Raw genomic sequence first — 16424 nt, forward strand, 5'->3', positions numbered from 1 at the left:
GGCAGAATTCTTGAACAGCAGAAACGACGAAGCCGGGGCGGCATGAACCGCCCCGGCTAATGTTGGGGCTGCTTTGCAGCCCATCGCCGGCAAGCCGGCTCCCACGAAGGTTCAGCGAAATCCTTGTGGGAGCTGGCTTGCCAGCGATTGGGCCGCAGGGCGGCCCCTCTGGATTACAGCTTGATCCAGGTCGCCTTCAGCTCGGTGTACTTCTCCAGTGCGTGCAGCGACTTGTCACGGCCGTTGCCCGACTGCTTGAAGCCGCCGAACGGAGCGGTCATGTCGCCGCCGTCGTACTGGTTGACCCAGACGCTGCCAGCGCGCACGGCACGGGCGGTCTTGTGGGCCTTGGAAATGTCCGAGGTCCAGATGCCAGCGGCCAGGCCGTATGGCGTGTCGTTGGCAATGGCGATGGCTTCTTCGGCGGTGTCGAAGGCGATCACCGACAGCACTGGGCCGAAGATTTCTTCCTGGGCGATCTTCATGGCGTTGGTCACGCCGTCGAAGATGGTCGGCTCGACGTAGGTGCCGCCGGTTTCTTCCAGGGTGCGCTTGCCACCGGCAACCAGTTTGGCGCCGTCCTGGTGGCCGGCGTCGATGTACGACAGCACGGTGTTCATCTGCTGGGTGTCGACCAGCGCGCCCACGGTGGTCTGCGGGTCCAGCGGGTTGCCTGGCTTCCAGCCCTTGAGGGCCTCGATCACCATCGGCAGGAACTTGTCCTTGATCGAACGCTCGACCAGCAGGCGCGAACCTGCGGTGCAGACTTCGCCCTGGTTGAAGGCGATGGCGCTGGCGGCGGCTTCGGCAGCAGCTTGCAGGTCCGGTGCGTCGGCGAAGACGATGTTCGGGCTCTTGCCGCCGGCTTCCAGCCAGATGCGCTTCATGTTCGACTCACCCGCGTAGATCATCAGCTGCTTGGCGATCTTGGTGGAGCCGGTGAACACCAGGGTGTCGACGTCCATGTGCAGGGCCAGGGCCTTGCCCACGGTGTGGCCGTAGCCTGGCAGCACGTTGAGCACGCCAGCCGGGATACCGGCTTCGATCGCCAGCTGGGCGATGCGGATGGCGGTCAGCGGGGATTTCTCGGACGGCTTGAGCACGATCGAGTTACCGGTGGCCAGCGCCGGGCCGAGTTTCCAGCAGGCCATCAGCAGCGGGAAGTTCCACGGTACGATGGCACCGACCACACCCACGGCTTCGCGGGTCACCAGGCCGAGCTGGTCGTGCGGGGTTGGCGCGACTTCGTCGTAGACCTTGTCGATGGCTTCGGCGGTCCAGTGAATGGCTTGCGCCGCGCCCGGCACGTCGATGCTCGACGAGTCGCCGATCGGCTTGCCCATGTCCAGGGTTTCCAGCAGGGCCAGCTCTTCGACGTTCTTGCGCAGCAGGTCGGCGAAGCGAATCAGCTTGGCTTTGCGCTTGGCCGGGGCCAGTTGCGACCAGACGCCGGAATCGAAGGTGGCGCGGGCGTTTTCCACGGCGCGGTTGGCGTCGGCCAGGTCGCAGCTGGCGACCTTGGCCAGGAAGCGTCCGTCGACCGGGCTCAGGCAATCGAAGGTTTCACCGGATGCGGCGTCGGTGTATTCGCCGTTGATGAAGGCACGCCCTTCGATCTTCAATTGCTGGGCACGTTGTTCCCAGTCTGCACGAGTCAGGGTGGTCATACGAAACTCCTCCTCTTGTTTAGGTGCAACGCCGCATTGAGGACTCACAGGCGTTGTCAGAATTCGGGCCGGGCAACACGCGCACACCGGCAAGCGATACCCTAAACCAGGCGGGGTAAACTATCAATATATTTGACACGAAAGGCTCAAAAGCCTACTGATGTTCATTTTATTAAACAACAACAGGAGCCGCACCATGGATATCGCCAACATCATCGACTTCGCCCAGGTCCTCACCGAAGCCGAACGCTACCGCCCAGCGGCGGAAAAAATCCTCAAGGGCGAGCCGGACCAGGCGGTCTACAACCACTATTCCAGCCCGTGCGGCCAGTTCGCTGCAGGCGTGTGGGAAGGTGAGATCGGCCAGTGGACGGTGAACTACACCGAACACGAGTACTGCGAGATCGTCCAGGGTGTTTCGGTGCTGCGCGACCAGCAGGGTGGCGCCAAAACCCTGCGCGCCGGTGACCGCTTCGTCATCCCGGCGGGCTTCAAGGGCACCTGGGAAGTGCTGGAGCCTTGCCGCAAGATCTATGTGATGTTCGAGCAGAAATAATCAGCGCAAGCCAGCTCCTGCACCTGTGGGAGCTGGCTTGGCGGCGATCGGGCCCTGACGGGCAAAAAAAAACCCGCTTCCTTACGGATGCGGGTTTTTTCTGGTCGCCGGGATCAATTACTTGATCTTGGCTTCCTTGTACACCACGTGCTTGCGAACAACCGGATCATATTTCTTGATCTCGATTTTGTCCGGAGTGGTGCGCTTGTTCTTGTCGGTGGTGTAGAAGTGGCCAGTGCCAGCACTCGAAACCAGACGGATCAATTCACGCATGACGTTCTCCTTAGAACTTTTCGCCGCGAGCACGCAGCTCGGCCAGCACTACGTCGATACCACGCTTGTCAATGACGCGCATGCCTTTGGCAGAAACGCGCAGACGCACGAAACGCTTCTCGGACTCAACCCAGAAACGGTGGTGTTGCAGGTTCGGCAGGAAACGACGACGGGTTTTGTTGTTTGCGTGGGAAATGTTGTTCCCGGTTACTGGACCCTTACCAGTAACTTGACAGACTCTCGACATGACTCAGCCCTCTAAAACCACATGCCCAACCCGGCATGGGTTGGCCGCTTAATCTCTCAGTCTTTGGCGCCAGGCGCCGTGATTCTGGAGGTCTTATCGACCGGATCCGCTGATGCGACAGGCCGAGCCCCTAGAAAAGAGCGCTGCTTTATACCAGAAAGACTACGCCACAACAACAGAATATGAGCATCTGCTTGCTGCAAATGACGCGCGAGCAGCATAGCGACTAGCCCGGCGCGCTGTCGACCGCTCGTCGCCGACGCACTGAAAAAGAGGGTGGTCATTTCCTCAAGCGCACACTAGGGTAGGACGTTTCCAGACTGCACTGGCAGATGGGCCACTGACAGCCAAGGAGTCACGATGCGTGCCGCCGCCCTTTCCTTATTGTTCACCTCCCTGTTCGCCGCCGGCCTCGCCCAGGCTGCACCGCTGAGTGTCTGCAGCGAAGCCAGCCCGGAAGGCTTCGATGTGGTGCAGTACAACTCGCTGACCACTACCAATGCCTCGGCCGACGTGCTGATGAACCGCCTGGTGGAATTCGACGCAGCCCAGGGCAAGGTGGTGCCGAGCCTGGCACAGCACTGGAAGGTGTCGGCCGACGGCCTGGTCTACGACTTCACGCTGCGCGAGGGGGTCAAGTTCCACACCACGCCCTATTTCAAGCCGAGCCGCGAACTGAATGCCGATGACGTGCTGTTCAGCTTCCAGCGCATGCTCTACCCCGCCCACGCCTGGCACAAGACGGCGCCGGGCGGCTACCCGCACGCGCAGTCGCTGCAGCTGGGCAGCCTGATCAAGTCGATCGAGGCGCCCGAGCCCAACACCGTGCGTTTCACCCTGAGCCACGCCGACGCCACCTTCCTGGCCACCCTGAGCATGGGCTTCGCTTCGATCTATTCCGCCGAATACGCCGACAACCTGCTCAAGGCCGGCACCCCGGAGAAGCTCAACAGCCAGCCGGTCGGCACCGGCCCGTTCGTCTTCCAGCGCTTTCAGAAGGACGCCGTGGTGCGCTATCGCGCCAACCCCGACTACTTCGACGGCAAGCCTGCGGTCGACCCGCTGATCTTCGCCATCACCCCCGACGCCAACGTGCGCCTGCAGAAGCTCAAGCGCGGCGAATGCCAGGTGGCCCTGTCGCCCAAGCCGCTGGACATCGCCGAAGCGGGCAAGGACGGCAACCTCAAGATCGCCAGCACCCCGGCCTTCATGACCGCATTCGTGGCCATCAACAGCGAACACCCTCCGCTGGACAAGCCTGAAGTGCGCCAGGCCATCAACCTGGCCTTCGACAAGCAGGCCTACCTCAAGGCCGTGTTCGAAGACACCGCCACCGCCGCCAATGGCCCCTACCCACCCAACACCTGGAGCTACGCCAAGGACCTGCCCGGCTACCCGCTGGACCTGAACAAGGCCAAGGCGCTGCTGGCCAAGGCTGGCCTGGCGGACGGTTTCAGCACCACGATCTGGACCCGCCCCCAGGGCAGCCTGCTCAACCCCAACCCGAGCCTGGGCGCGCAAATGCTGCAGGCTGACCTGGGCAAGATCGGCATCAAGGCCGAGATCCGCGTGGTCGAGTGGGGCGAGCTGATCCGCCGCGCCAAGGCGGGCGAGCATGACCTGCTGTTCATGGGCTGGGCCGGTGACAACGGCGACCCGGACAACTTCCTCAGCCCGCAGTTTTCCTGCGCGGCAGTCAAGTCGGGGACCAACTTCGCGCGTTTCTGCGACAGCCGGCTGGACCAGCTGATCAGTGCCGGGCGCACCACCAACGACCAGAGCGTGCGCAGCCGGCTGTACCAGCAGGCGCAGACGTTGATCCAGCAGCAGGCGCTGTGGGTGCCGCTGGCGCACCCGACGGCGGCGACCTTGCTGCGCCAGGGGGTCGAAGGGTACCAGGTGAGCCCGTTCGGGCGGTTGGACTTCAGCAAGGTTTCGGTGAGTCGCTGAATTCAGGCATTGCAGGACTGGCCCAATCGCCGGCAAGCCGGCGATTGGGCCAGTCCTGACAGCACATTCAAGGCACCATCCACCCCTGCTCGACCATCGACAGCGGCTCGCCATCCCCGATGATGATGTGGTCCAGCACCCGCACATCGATCAACCCCAGTCCCCGCTTCAACGACAGCGTCATGTGCACGTCATCCTGGCTCGGCTCGCTGTTACCCGAAGGGTGGTTGTGGCACAGGATCAACGCCGCAGCGTTATGCATCAGCGCACGGCGCACCACTTCGCGCGGGTAGATGCTGGCCCGGTCGATGGTGCCCCTGAACAGAATTTCGAACGCCAGCGGCCGGTGCTTGCTATCCAGAAACAAGCAGCCGAACACCTCGCTGGCCTCATGACGCAACATGGCCTTGAGGTAACGCCGCACCGCCTCCGGGCTTTCCATGGCGGGTGTGCGCTCGATGCTTTCGTCCAGATAGCGCCGGCCGATCTCCAGCAGCGCCTGCAGCTGAGCGCACTTCACCGGCCCCAGGCCCGGCTCGCGCAAAAGAGCTTGGCGATCGGCCTCAAGAAACTGCCTGAGCCCGCCAAAGCGCACCAGCAGCCCGCGCGCCAGATCCAGCACGTTTCGCCCGGCAACGCCCGACCCCAACAGCACGGCGAGCAGTTCGGCATCCGACAACACCGCCGCCCCGCGCAACAGCAACTTCTCCCGAGGCCGCTCATCCGCCGGCCATTCCCTGATATTCATCCTTGCTCCTTTGGCCCCACTACGGCAGGTTTCGGCCCTGTGTTAATCTATTTCGCCTCGTACATGCGACGTTCTGCCGCAGGCAGTTTTTTCGTCGCCGCCCGCTCTCACTGGAAAAAGGCAAGCCTATGCAGCGGCTGTATCGCAAGCGCATCGTTCTCGGCGTAGGGGGCGGCATTGCCGCCTACAAGAGCGCCGAGCTGATCCGCCGACTCCTGGAGCACGGCGCGCAAGTGCGCGTCGTCATGACCCGCGGGGGTGCCGAGTTCATCACCCCGCTGACCCTGCAGGCGCTGTCCGGCCACCCGGTGCACATGGATCTGCTCGACCCTGCCGCCGAAGCGGCCATGGGCCATATCGAACTGGCCAAGTGGGCCGACCTGGTGCTCATCGCCCCCGCCACCGCCGACCTCATGGCGCGCATGGCCCAAGGCATGGCCGACGACCTGCTGACCACCCTGGTGCTGGCCACCGACGCCACCGTGGCCGTGGCCCCGGCCATGAACCAGGCCATGTGGCGCGACCCGGCCACCCAGGCCAACCTCGAACTGCTCAAGAGCCGCGGCATCCAGGTGTTCGGCCCGGCCTCCGGCAGCCAGGCCTGTGGCGACGTGGGCCTGGGGCGCATGCTCGAGGCCACCGACCTGGCCTGGTGCGCCGCCGAGAGCTTCCAGCGCCAGGCGCTGACCGGCAAGCACGTGCTGATCACCGCCGGCCCGACCCAGGAAAACATCGACCCGGTGCGCTACATCACCAATCATAGTTCCGGGAAGATGGGCTTTGCCCTGGCCGAAGCGGCCGCCGAGGCGGGGGCTCGGGTGACCCTGGTCACCGGCCCGGTGCACCTGCCGACCCCCGACCGGGTCACGCGGATCGACGTGGTCAGCGCACGGGACATGCTCGCGGCCTGCGAAGCAGCCATGCCATGCGACCTGTTCATCGCCTCGGCAGCGGTCGCGGACTACCGCCCGGAAGTCGTCGCCACGCAAAAGCTGAAGAAGGATCCTACGACCGGCGACGGCATGCTGCTGCAGATGGTGCGTAATCCCGATATCCTTGCGACCATCGCTGGCCGTGACGACCGCCCGTTCAGCGTCGGCTTCGCCGCCGAGACCGAACACTTGCTCGATTACGCCACGCGCAAGCTCAAGGACAAGAACCTCGACCTGATCGTCGCCAATGATGTGGCCAACCCCAGCATCGGCTTCAACAGCGAGGAAAATGCCCTGACCGTGATCGACCGTCAGCAGCACCAGACCCTCTTCGCGCAGACCAGCAAGGGCAAGATCGCCCGGCAACTGGTCGCCTTCATCGCCGAACGGCTCAATCAGGTTCAATAAGTTACATGCACGCTCTTCAAGCCAAGATCCTCGACCCTCGCCTGGGTACCGAATTCCCCCTGCCGCAGTACGCCACCCCCGGCTCCGCCGGCCTGGACCTGCGCGCCCTGCTCAAGGAGGACACTGTCCTCGAGCCCGGCCAGACCCTGCTGATCCCCACCGGCCTGTCGATCTACATCGGCGACCCGGGCCTGGCAGCCATGATCCTGCCGCGCTCGGGCCTGGGCCATAAGCACGGCATCGTGCTGGGCAACCTGGTCGGCCTGATCGACTCGGACTACCAGGGCGAGCTGATGGTGTCGTGCTGGAACCGCGGCAACACGCCGTTCACCATCGCCGTCGGCGAGCGCATCGCACAGCTTGTGCTGGTACCTGTGGTACAAGCGCACTTCGACATCGTCGAGCAGTTCGACGAGAGCCAGCGCGGCACCGGTGGCTTTGGCCACTCCGGCAGCCACTGAGCCGACTGACTACCGTTCAGGCCAAGGATGGCGAACTCTCTGACGAAACCACCGTCCAAGCGTTCAGTTTGCGCCTGCCCAGAAAGCCTTTGACTAATGGAGCTTCCAGAGATGAACGACATGGCCCACCTGGTCCCCGCATTGCCCGACAGCATCTTCCGCGCCTATGACATCCGCGGCGTGGTCGGCAAAACCCTGCACGCCGAAACCGCCTACTGGATCGGCCGCGCCATCGGCGCCCAGACCCTCGCCCAGGGCGAGCCGCAGATCTCGGTAGGCCGCGACGGTCGCCTGTCCGGCCCGATGCTGGTCGAGCAGCTGATCAAGGGCCTGGTCGACGCCGGTTGCCAGGTCAGCGACGTCGGCCTGGTGCCGACCCCGGCGCTGTACTTCGCCGCCAATGTACTGGCCGGCAAGTCCGGGGTGATGCTCACCGGCAGCCACAACCCGTCGGACTACAACGGCTTCAAGATCGTCATCGCCGGCGACACCCTGGCCAACGAGCAGATCCAGGCCCTGCTGACCCGCCTGAAAACCAACGACCTGACGCGCGCCGAAGGCAGCGTGCAGAAGGTCGAGATCCTCGAGCGCTACTACCAGCAGATCGTCGCCGACGTGAAGCTGGCGAAAAAGCTCAAGGTCGTGGTGGACTGCGGCAACGGCGCGGCGGGCGTTATCGCCCCGCAACTGATCGAAGCCTTGGGCTGCGAGGTGATTGCGCTGTTCTGCGAGGTGGATGGCAACTTCCCCAACCACCACCCGGACCCGGGCAAGCCGGAAAACCTCGAGGACCTGATCGCCAAGGTCAAGGAAACCGGCGCCGACCTCGGCCTGGCCTTCGATGGCGACGGCGACCGCGTGGGTGTGGTGACCAACACCGGCAGCATCGTCTACCCCGACCGCCTGCTGATGCTGTTTGCCCAGGACGTGCTGTCGCGCAATCCGGGCGCCGAGATCATCTTCGACGTCAAATGCACCCGCCGCCTGACCCCGCTGATCGAACAGCACGGTGGCCGCGCCCTGATGTGGAAGACCGGCCATTCGTTGATCAAGAAGAAGATGAAGCAGACCGGCTCGCTGCTGGCTGGCGAGATGAGCGGGCACATCTTCATCAAGGAGCGCTGGTACGGTTTCGACGACGGCATCTACAGCGCCGCCCGCCTGCTGGAGATCCTCAGCAAGGCCGAGCAGGACGCCGAGCGCCTGTTTGCCGCGTTCCCGAACGATATTTCCACGCCGGAAATCAATATTGATGTGACCGACGAGGGTAAATTCAGCATCATTGATGCACTGCAACGCGACGCTGACTGGGGCGAAGCCAGCCTGACCACCATCGACGGTGTGCGGGTCGACTATGCCCACGGCTGGGGCCTGGTTCGCGCCTCCAACACCACGCCGGTGCTGGTGCTGCGCTTCGAGGCCGAAAGCGACGCCGAGTTGCAACGTATCAAGGATGTTTTCCGCGCCCAGTTGCTGCGGGTTGCCCCTGAGCTGCAACTGCCGTTCTGACCGACTATCTGTTCCTGACAGGAGCCCTGCATGACCCTCGATCGCGATGCCGCTTCCCATGTAGCCGAGGTTTTGTCCGAAGCACTGCCTTACATCCGCCGCTTTGTCGGCAAGACCCTGGTGATCAAGTACGGCGGCAACGCGATGGAGAGCGAAGAGCTCAAGACCGGCTTTGCCCGTGACATCGTGCTGATGAAGGCCGTGGGCATCAACCCGGTGGTCGTGCACGGCGGCGGCCCGCAGATCGGCGACCTGCTCAAGCGCCTGTCGATCGAAAGCCACTTCATCGACGGCATGCGCGTTACTGACGCGGCGACCATGGACGTGGTGGAGATGGTCCTCGGCGGCCAGGTCAACAAGGACATCGTCAACCTGATCAACCGCCACGGCGGCAGCGCCATCGGCCTGACCGGCAAGGACGCGGAGCTGATCCGCGCCCGCAAGCTCACCGTGAGCCGCCAGACGCCGGAGATGACCCAGCCGGAAATCATCGACATCGGCCATGTCGGCGAAGTGGTCAGCGTCAACACCGACCTGCTGAACATGCTGGTCAAGGGCGACTTCATCCCGGTGATCGCGCCGATTGGCGTGGGCGCCAACGGTGAGTCGTACAACATCAACGCCGACCTGGTGGCCGGCAAGGTGGCCGAAGCGCTGAAAGCCGAGAAGCTGATGCTGCTGACCAACATCGCAGGCCTGATGGACAAGCAGGGCCAGGTGCTCACCGGCCTGACCACCGAGCAGGTCAATGAACTGATCGCCGACGGCACCATCTACGGCGGCATGCTGCCGAAGATCAAGTGCGCGCTCGAAGCCGTGCAGGGTGGCGTGAACAGCTCGCACATCATCGACGGCCGCGTGCCGAATGCCGTGCTGCTGGAAATCTTCACCGACAGCGGCGTGGGCACCCTGATCACCAACCGCAAGCCGCGCTGATCTAGCTGGCTCCCGCTGTGCGATACCTGTGGGAGCCGGCTTGCCGGCGATAGGGCCGGTAAAGGCAACACAAACAAAAAAGGCGACCCGCAAAGGTCGCCTTTTTCGTTTACCAGGCCGGAATCAGATCCCGTACTGCGCCCGGTAGGCCTCCACAGCCGGCAGATGCTGCTTGAGCTGCGGATCATCGGCCAGGAATTCCAGCACCTGGGTCAGCGAAACGATGCTGACCACCGGAATACCGAAGTCGCGTTCCACTTCCTGGATCGCTGACAGCTCGCCATTGCCGCGCTCTTCGCGGTTCAGCGCGATCAGCACGCCGGCGGCCTTGGCCTGCTGGGCGCTGATGATCTGCATGACCTCGCGGATGGCGGTACCGGCAGTGATCACGTCGTCGATGATCAATACCTCACCGGCCAGTGGCGCGCCAACCAGGCTGCCGCCTTCGCCATGATCCTTGGCCTCTTTGCGGTTGAAGCACCAGGGCACGTCGAGCTGATGCTGGTCAGCCAGGGCCACGGCGGTGGTCGCCGCCAGGGGGATACCCTTGTAAGCCGGGCCGAACAGCACGTCGAACGGGATCTTGCTGTCGACGATGGCCGCCGCGTAGCAACGGCCCAGCTGCGCCAAGGCGGAACCGGTGTTGAACAGGCCGGCATTGAAGAAATACGGGCTGGTACGCCCCGATTTCAGGGTGAATTCACCGAAGCGCAGCACGCCGCGATCGATGGCAAAACGGATGAAGTCGCGCTGATACGGCTGCATGTAAAGTCCCGGACACCACGGATTTAGCTAAATGGGTTGAGCTCGGGTATCATACACGCACGAGATTTTTGGGGCCATTTATGCGGATCATCAGTGTGAACGTGAATGGCATTCAGGCTGCAGCCGAGCGTGGATTGCTCAGCTGGCTGCAAGCCCAGAATGCCGACGTCATCTGCCTTCAGGATACCCGCGCCTCGGCCTTTGAACTCGACGACCCAGCTTTCCAGCTCGATGGCTATTTCCTTTATGCCTGCGATGCGGAGGTACCCGCCCAAGGTGGCGTGGCACTTTACTCGCGCATGCAGCCCAAGGCAGTCATCACCGGCCTGGGCTTCGAGACAGCCGACCGCTACGGGCGTTATCTGCAAGCAGATTTCGACAAAGTCAGTATTGCAACCCTGCTGCTGCCTTCGGGTATGAACGGCGACGAAGACTTGAACCAGAAATTCAAGTTGATGGACGACTTCGCCAAGTACCTGGACAAACAGCGTCGCAAGCGTCGCGAATACATCTATTGCGGCTCGTTCTACGTGGCGCAGCAGAAGCTCGACATCAAGAACTGGCGTGACAGCCAGCAGTCGCCGGGCTTCCTGCCGCCTGAACGCGCCTGGATGGATGCGATCACCGGCGACATGGGTTATGTGGATGCCCTGCGCGAAGTCAGCCGCGAAGGCGACCAGTACAGCTGGTGGCCGGACAACGAACAGGCCGAGATGCTCAACCTGGGCTACCGGTTCGACTACCAGATCCTGACCCCGGGCCTGCGCCGTTCCGTGCGTGGCGCTCGCCTGCCGCGTCAGCCGCGCTTCTCGCAGCATGCGCCGCTGATCGTGGACTATGACTGGACGTTGACCATCTAAAAAGCATTGGGGCCGCTTCGCGCCCCATCGCCGGCAAGCCGGCTCCCACAGGTACGGCGCATGACTTGAGGTCTACGCGGTCGGTGTGGGAGCCGGCTTGCCGGCGATGGGCCGCAAGGCGGCCCCAATTGCTATCTATCAGTCAGCGAGCGCGGCCTTCTGCAGCTCGAAGAGCTCATCCATGCCCTTCTGCGCCAGCGCCAGCATGGCGTTGAAGTCTTCAGGCTGGAACGGCTTGCCCTCGGCAGTGCCCTGCACTTCGATGAAACCACCGGCGCTGGTCATGACCACATTCAGGTCGGTCTCGGCGGCGGAGTCTTCGAGGTAGTCCAGGTCGAGCACGGCTTCGCCCTGGTACATGCCCACCGACACCGCGGCGATCATGTGCTTGAGCGGGTTGCCGCTCTTCAGGCCACCGCGCTTCTTGATCACCGCCAGGGCGTCGCACAGGGCGACCATGGCACCGGTGATCGAAGCTGTGCGGGTACCGCCATCGGCCTGGATCACGTCGCAGTCGATGTACAGGGTGATGTCACCCAGCTTGCTCATGTCGAGCGCGGCGCGCAGCGAGCGGCCGATCAGGCGCTGGATTTCCAGGGTGCGGCCACCCTGCTTGCCACGGCTGGCTTCGCGCTGGTTACGCTCGCCGGTGGAACGCGGCAGCATGCCGTATTCGGCGGTCAGCCAGCCTTGGCCCTGGCCTTTGAGGAAGCGGGGAACACCATTTTCGACGCTGACCGTGCAGACGACCTTGGTGTCGCCGAACTCGACCAGTACCGACCCCTCGGCGTGCTTGGTGTAGTTGCGGGTGAGGCGGATCGAGCGGAGCTGATCGGCGGCGCGACCACTTGGACGTTTCATCTGGGATACCTGTACTGGGACTTTGAATCTGCCAGCATTATAGAGCCCGGCGCCCGGCGAGGACACGCCTAATGTCGTGCCCCCGGACAGCCTGTCGCCTTTTCTCACCGTTTTAGCACGCCTCTGTAACATGGGCGGATTGGGCGCCGCGGCCCCACTGCGCTACAATCCTGCGCCTTGCAGCCGAAAGGCTTCCCCGTTCACCCATCTACGCGAGGTACTCCCCATGGTGCACAGCATGACCGCTTTTGCTCGTGTCGAGCGCGCAGGCAGCCAAGGCACCCTGGTCTGGGAACTGCGCTCGGTCAACCACCGCTACCTGGAGCCGCACCTGCGCCTGCCCGACGCCCTGCGCGACCTGGAAGGTGCGGTCCGTGAAGGCCTGCGCCAGGGCCTGTCGCGCGGCAAGGTCGAATGCACCTTGCGCCTGCACGAGGACAGCAGCGGCAAGCCGCTGAAGGTTGACCGCGAGCGCGCCGCGCAGCTGGTCGCCGCCGCCGAGGAGGTGGCCGGCCTGATCAAGCAGCCCGCGCCGCTCAACCCGCTGGAAGTGCTGTCCTGGCCCGGCGTGCTGGTGGCCGATGCCAATGACCCGCAGGCCCTGAATGCCGAGGCCGTGGCACTGTTCGACGAGGCCCTGGCCGAACTCAAGGCCGGGCGCCTGCGCGAAGGCCAGGAGCTGGCCCGGCTGATCAACGAGCGCCTGGACAACATGGCCAGCGAGGTCACGACCCTGCGCGCCCTGGTGCCGCAGATGCTCGCCGCCCAGCGCCAGAAGATCATCGACCGCTTTGGCGACCTGAAGGCCGAACTCGACCCGCAGCGCCTGGAGCAGGAGATGGTGCTGCTGGCGCAGAAGAGCGATGTCGCCGAAGAGCTGGACCGCCTCAGCACCCACGTCACCGAAGTGCGCCGGGTGCTCAAGTCCGGCGGTGCTGCCGGCCGGCGCCTGGACTTCCTGATGCAGGAGCTCAACCGCGAAGCCAACACCCTGGGCTCCAAGGCCTTCGACCCACGCAGCACGCAAGCGGCGGTCAACCTGAAGGTATTGATCGAACAGATGCGTGAACAAGTACAGAACATCGAGTAAGGCCTCCCCTACCATGAACCACAGCAGCGGCACCCTCTATATCGTTTCGGCACCGTCCGGCGCCGGCAAGACCAGCCTGGTCACCGCCTTGACCAAGGACGACCAGCAGATCCGCGTCTCGGTCTCGCACACCACCCGCGCCATGCGCCCGGGCGAGCAGCACGGGGTCAACTACCACTTCGTGGTGCATGAAGAATTCAAGGCACTGATCGAGCAAGGTGACTTCCTCGAGCACGCCGAAGTGTTCGGCAACTTCTACGGCACCTCGCGCAGCGCGCTGCAGCAGACCCTCGACCAGGGCTTCGACCTGATCCTGGAGATCGACTGGCAAGGCGCCCAGCAAGTGCGCAAATTGATGCCCGAGGCGTTGTCGGTGTTCATCCTGCCGCCGAGCCAGGAAGCCCTGCGCCAGCGCCTGGATGGCCGTGGTCAGGACAGCGAAGAGATCATTGCCGGGCGCATGAAGGAAGCGGTCAGCGAGATGGTGCACTACGACGAGTACGAGTACGTCATCATCAATGACGATTTCGACGTGGCGCTGGAGGAGTTGAAGGCGGTGTTTCGCTCGAACCGCTTGCTGCTGAAGAAGCAGCAGGCGCGGCATGGGGCGCTGCTCAAGGAACTGCTTTGCTGATAGACCGCAAGGGGCTGCGTTGCAGCCCAATCGCCGGCAAGCCGGCTCCCACCAGGTTTGCATTGCTGCGATAACTGAGGGAGCCGGCTTGTCGGCGATTGGGCCGCAACGCGGCCCCTTTCAATTATTCCTGCAGCTGCAGGGTCGCCTGCTGACGCAGGGTAGCCCCCAGGAAGTAAGCCGGCGCACGCATCCGCGACAGCAGCATCAGTACGATCCCCAGTACCGAAATGATCGCCGCGATCACGAACACCAGCCCCACCCCACCTACATGCGAGCCGCTGCCGAAGTCCGGCGAGGCGCTGTCGATCGCCGTGCGCACGAAGATCACCGACAGGATCACCCCACCCACCAGCGGGCACAGGCCACGCATGAAGAAGTGGCGCAGGCTGTCGAACAGGCTGCTGCGGAAGTACCAGACGCAGGCGAACGCGGTCAGCGAATAGTAGAAGCAGATCATCATCCCCAGCGCGGTGATGGTATCGGCCAGCACGTTTTCACTCAGGGTACGCATGGTCACGTAGAACACCCCGGCAGCCACACCGGCACAAATGGTCGCGTAGCGCGGCGTCTGCGAACGCGGGCAGACACTGGCGAACTTCTGCGGCACGGCGCCGTAGTAACCCATGGCCAGCAAGGTGCGCGCTGGCGACACGAAGGTCGATTGCAGCGAAGCGGCCGTGCTGGCCAGCACCGCGATGGACATCAGGATCGCCAGCGGCCCCATGACCGGCCCGGCCAGGTGGGCGAAGACGTTTTCCTGGATGCGCGGGTTGTTCAGCCCCAGGCCTTCCTCGCTGATGCCGGCGAACTGCAGGGTAGCGATGGCGGTGAGCAGGTACAGGCCGAGAATCAGCAGCACGGTCCAGGTTGCCGCCTTGCCGGGGACTTCTTCACTGCCGATCGACTCTTCACTGACCGTCAGGCACACGTCCCAACCCCAGAAGATGAAGATCGACAACGACAACCCGGCAGCAAAGGCCGAGAACGACTCGACGCCAAACGGGTTGAACCAGGCCATGTCGAACGCCAGCGGAGGCGGCGCGGTGGTTTCGCTGAAGGCGGCAAAGGCAAAGCCGATCAACACCAGAAGCTGCAACGCCACCAGGCCATACTGCACGGTCATGGTGGTGGTCATGCCCCGGCAACAGATCCACACCGCCAGCGCAATGAACACGCAACACGTGGCGATGTTGACCAGCAGGTTGTCGGCCAGGGCTGACAGTTCGAGATTGCCGGTGATCTGGGCGAGGAACAGGTAGAAGAAGTCGACCGCCACCCCTGCCAGGTTGGAAAGCACGATGGTGGTGGCCACCACCAACCCCCAGCCGCCGATCCAGCCAATCATCGGCCCGAAGGCGCGAGCAGACCAGGTGAACGAGGTGCCGCTGTCCGGCTCTGCCGAGTTCAGCTCGCGGTAGCCCAGGGCCACCAGCAGCATGGGCAGGAAACCAACGATGAAGACGGCTGGAAGGTGAGCACCGACCTCCCGCACGGTGGGGCCGAGGGCGCCGGTCAGGGTGTAGACCGGGGCAATGGTGGAAATGCCCAGCACCACGCTGGCCAACAGGCCAAGACGGCCTTTGGCCAGGCCTTTGCTGCGTTGAGTGCTGCCCGAGTCGGCCGCGTCGGGTGGGCGGCCGGCTTCTGTGTAATTGCTCATGAGAAAATGCCGTAACTATTGGAATTGTTGTCACAGGCCTTGCAAGCAAGGCGCTTTCACTCATTGAAAGCTTGCGAGTCGGAGTTGGTCATCCAAGACCTTCGGGTAATATCCCTACCGTGCAGCATGGGCAATGCAAGCCTCGCGAAACGCCTGGAAAAGGCTCCGCGAGACCGGGTTTTCGGCGTAACGCCATTCCGGGTGCCACTGCACGCCGAGCACAAAGCCCGGCGCGTCAGGCATCGACACCGCTTCGATCAGGCCATCCGGTGCCCGAGCCTCGACCCGCAGGCCAGGGGCCAGGCGGTCGATGCCCTGGCTGTGCAGCGAGTTGACCTCGAACTGCGCCGCCAGGCCCAGGCGCTCGAACACCCCGCCAGGTGCAACGCTGACAGGGTGACGAGGGCCGTATTGCTCCTCCAGGGGTGCGTCCTCAGGTTCGCGGTGGTCCAGGTAGCCCGGCAGCTCCTGCACACGCTGGTGCAGGCTGCCACCCAGGGCCACGTTCAATTCCTGGAACCCACGGCAAATGCAGAACACCGGCACGCCGGCGGCAATCGCGGCCTGCAGCAATGGCAGGGTCAGCCGGTCACGCGCCAGGTCGTGCCGGGTCCCTTCCACGCTGGGGGCGCCATTGTAATGATGCGGCTCGACATTTGAAGGCGAGCCGGTAAAAAGAATGCCATCGAGCTGGGCCAGCAGCGCCTGAGCATCGCTGCCCCCATCGCGCGCCGGCAGAATCAGCGGCAACCCGGCGAACGCGGCCGCCTCGACGTACTTGTCGCCCACTGTGTGCGACGAGTTCTTCCCAACCTGCTGGCGGCAGGCGCTGACACCGATCAAGGGGACCGCATTTGCGCTCAT

At 63.7% G+C, this 16424-nt stretch carries 16 protein-coding genes and 1 pseudogene; 9 read left to right on the forward strand and 8 right to left on the reverse strand.

From position 1 onward, the window contains the following. Window positions 1-173: 173 nt before the first annotated feature. Window positions 174-1667 (reverse strand): aldehyde dehydrogenase, encoded by a 1494-nt coding sequence (locus tag L6D75_RS03625; protein ID WP_176511340.1) that lies wholly within the window; start codon window positions 1665-1667, stop codon window positions 174-176. Window positions 1668-1863: 196 nt separating this feature from the next. Between L6D75_RS03625 and L6D75_RS03630 the strand changes: the two genes are divergently transcribed. Continuing rightward, entirely contained in the window at window positions 1864-2223 is a 360-nt protein-coding gene (locus tag L6D75_RS03630) for a cupin domain-containing protein (protein WP_176511339.1), read from the forward strand. Between the two features lie 117 nt (window positions 2224-2340). Here L6D75_RS03630 and rpmG read toward each other — a convergent pair whose 3' ends face one another. Beyond that, a complete protein-coding gene (gene rpmG, locus L6D75_RS03635) occupies window positions 2341-2496 on the reverse strand; it encodes a 50S ribosomal protein L33 (RefSeq protein ID WP_003253507.1) in 156 nt (51 codons plus the stop codon). Between the two features lie 10 nt (window positions 2497-2506). Beyond that, window positions 2507-2743 (reverse strand): 50S ribosomal protein L28, encoded by a 237-nt coding sequence (gene rpmB / locus L6D75_RS03640; RefSeq protein ID WP_003258972.1) that lies wholly within the window; start codon window positions 2741-2743, stop codon window positions 2507-2509. A 360-nt stretch (window positions 2744-3103) separates the two neighbouring features. On the opposite strand from rpmB, the gene L6D75_RS03645 reads away from it, so the two are divergent. Next, on the forward strand, window positions 3104-4693 hold the full coding sequence (locus tag L6D75_RS03645; RefSeq protein ID WP_176511338.1) for an ABC transporter substrate-binding protein: 1590 nt from the start codon (window positions 3104-3106) through the stop codon (window positions 4691-4693). Window positions 4694-4760: 67 nt separating this feature from the next. Here L6D75_RS03645 and radC read toward each other — a convergent pair whose 3' ends face one another. Continuing rightward, complete coding sequence (gene radC / locus L6D75_RS03650; RefSeq protein ID WP_176511822.1) at window positions 4761-5441, reverse strand: RadC family protein; 681 nt, start codon at window positions 5439-5441, stop codon at window positions 4761-4763. Window positions 5442-5569: 128 nt separating this feature from the next. Here radC and coaBC point away from each other — a divergent pair, with 128 nt between their 5' ends. The 4 genes and pseudogenes from coaBC (at window position 5570) to argB (ending at window position 9687) form a co-directional block, all read left to right on the forward strand. Further along, entirely contained in the window at window positions 5570-6781 is a 1212-nt protein-coding gene (coaBC, locus tag L6D75_RS03655) for a bifunctional phosphopantothenoylcysteine decarboxylase/phosphopantothenate--cysteine ligase CoaBC (RefSeq protein WP_176511823.1), read from the forward strand. A gap of 5 nt (window positions 6782-6786) precedes the next feature. After that, window positions 6787-7242 (forward strand): dUTP diphosphatase, encoded by a 456-nt coding sequence (dut, locus tag L6D75_RS03660; protein WP_008091574.1) that lies wholly within the window; start codon window positions 6787-6789, stop codon window positions 7240-7242. A 135-nt stretch (window positions 7243-7377) separates the two neighbouring features. Next, window positions 7378-8751 (forward strand): annotated as a pseudogene (locus tag L6D75_RS03665) (phosphomannomutase/phosphoglucomutase); the annotation flags it as partial. A gap of 30 nt (window positions 8752-8781) precedes the next feature. Next, window positions 8782-9687 carry an acetylglutamate kinase gene (gene argB / locus L6D75_RS03670; protein WP_176511825.1) on the forward strand — a complete coding sequence of 302 codons (906 nt, stop codon included), beginning with the start codon at window positions 8782-8784 and terminating at the stop codon, window positions 9685-9687. Window positions 9688-9810: 123 nt separating this feature from the next. On the opposite strand, the gene pyrE is transcribed toward argB, so the two are convergent. Continuing rightward, window positions 9811-10452 carry an orotate phosphoribosyltransferase gene (pyrE, locus tag L6D75_RS03675; protein WP_176511826.1) on the reverse strand — a complete coding sequence of 214 codons (642 nt, stop codon included), beginning with the start codon at window positions 10450-10452 and terminating at the stop codon, window positions 9811-9813. 80 nt (window positions 10453-10532) lie between these two features. On the opposite strand from pyrE, the gene L6D75_RS03680 reads away from it, so the two are divergent. After that, window positions 10533-11312 (forward strand): exodeoxyribonuclease III, encoded by a 780-nt coding sequence (locus L6D75_RS03680; RefSeq protein ID WP_176511827.1) that lies wholly within the window; start codon window positions 10533-10535, stop codon window positions 11310-11312. A 138-nt stretch (window positions 11313-11450) separates the two neighbouring features. Here the strand turns inward: L6D75_RS03680 and rph are convergent, their stop codons facing one another. Next, on the reverse strand, window positions 11451-12173 hold the full coding sequence (gene rph, locus L6D75_RS03685; RefSeq protein ID WP_176511828.1) for a ribonuclease PH: 723 nt from the start codon (window positions 12171-12173) through the stop codon (window positions 11451-11453). Between the two features lie 226 nt (window positions 12174-12399). On the opposite strand from rph, the gene L6D75_RS03690 reads away from it, so the two are divergent. Both L6D75_RS03690 and gmk read left to right on the forward strand, forming a co-directional pair. Continuing rightward, on the forward strand, window positions 12400-13263 hold the full coding sequence (locus L6D75_RS03690; protein ID WP_176511829.1) for a YicC/YloC family endoribonuclease: 864 nt from the start codon (window positions 12400-12402) through the stop codon (window positions 13261-13263). A 13-nt stretch (window positions 13264-13276) separates the two neighbouring features. Beyond that, a complete protein-coding gene (gene gmk, locus L6D75_RS03695; protein ID WP_176511830.1) occupies window positions 13277-13897 on the forward strand; it encodes a guanylate kinase in 621 nt (206 codons plus the stop codon). Window positions 13898-14021: 124 nt separating this feature from the next. On the opposite strand, the gene L6D75_RS03700 is transcribed toward gmk, so the two are convergent. After that, a complete protein-coding gene (locus tag L6D75_RS03700; protein WP_176511831.1) occupies window positions 14022-15560 on the reverse strand; it encodes an APC family permease in 1539 nt (512 codons plus the stop codon). A gap of 114 nt (window positions 15561-15674) precedes the next feature. Continuing rightward, on the reverse strand, window positions 15675-16424 hold the full coding sequence (locus L6D75_RS03705; RefSeq protein WP_176511832.1) for a gamma-glutamyl-gamma-aminobutyrate hydrolase family protein: 750 nt from the start codon (window positions 16422-16424) through the stop codon (window positions 15675-15677).

Source organism: Pseudomonas faucium (assembly GCF_021602585.1).
In the GTDB taxonomy this organism is placed as follows: Bacteria; Pseudomonadota; Gammaproteobacteria; order Pseudomonadales; family Pseudomonadaceae; genus Aquipseudomonas; species Aquipseudomonas faucium.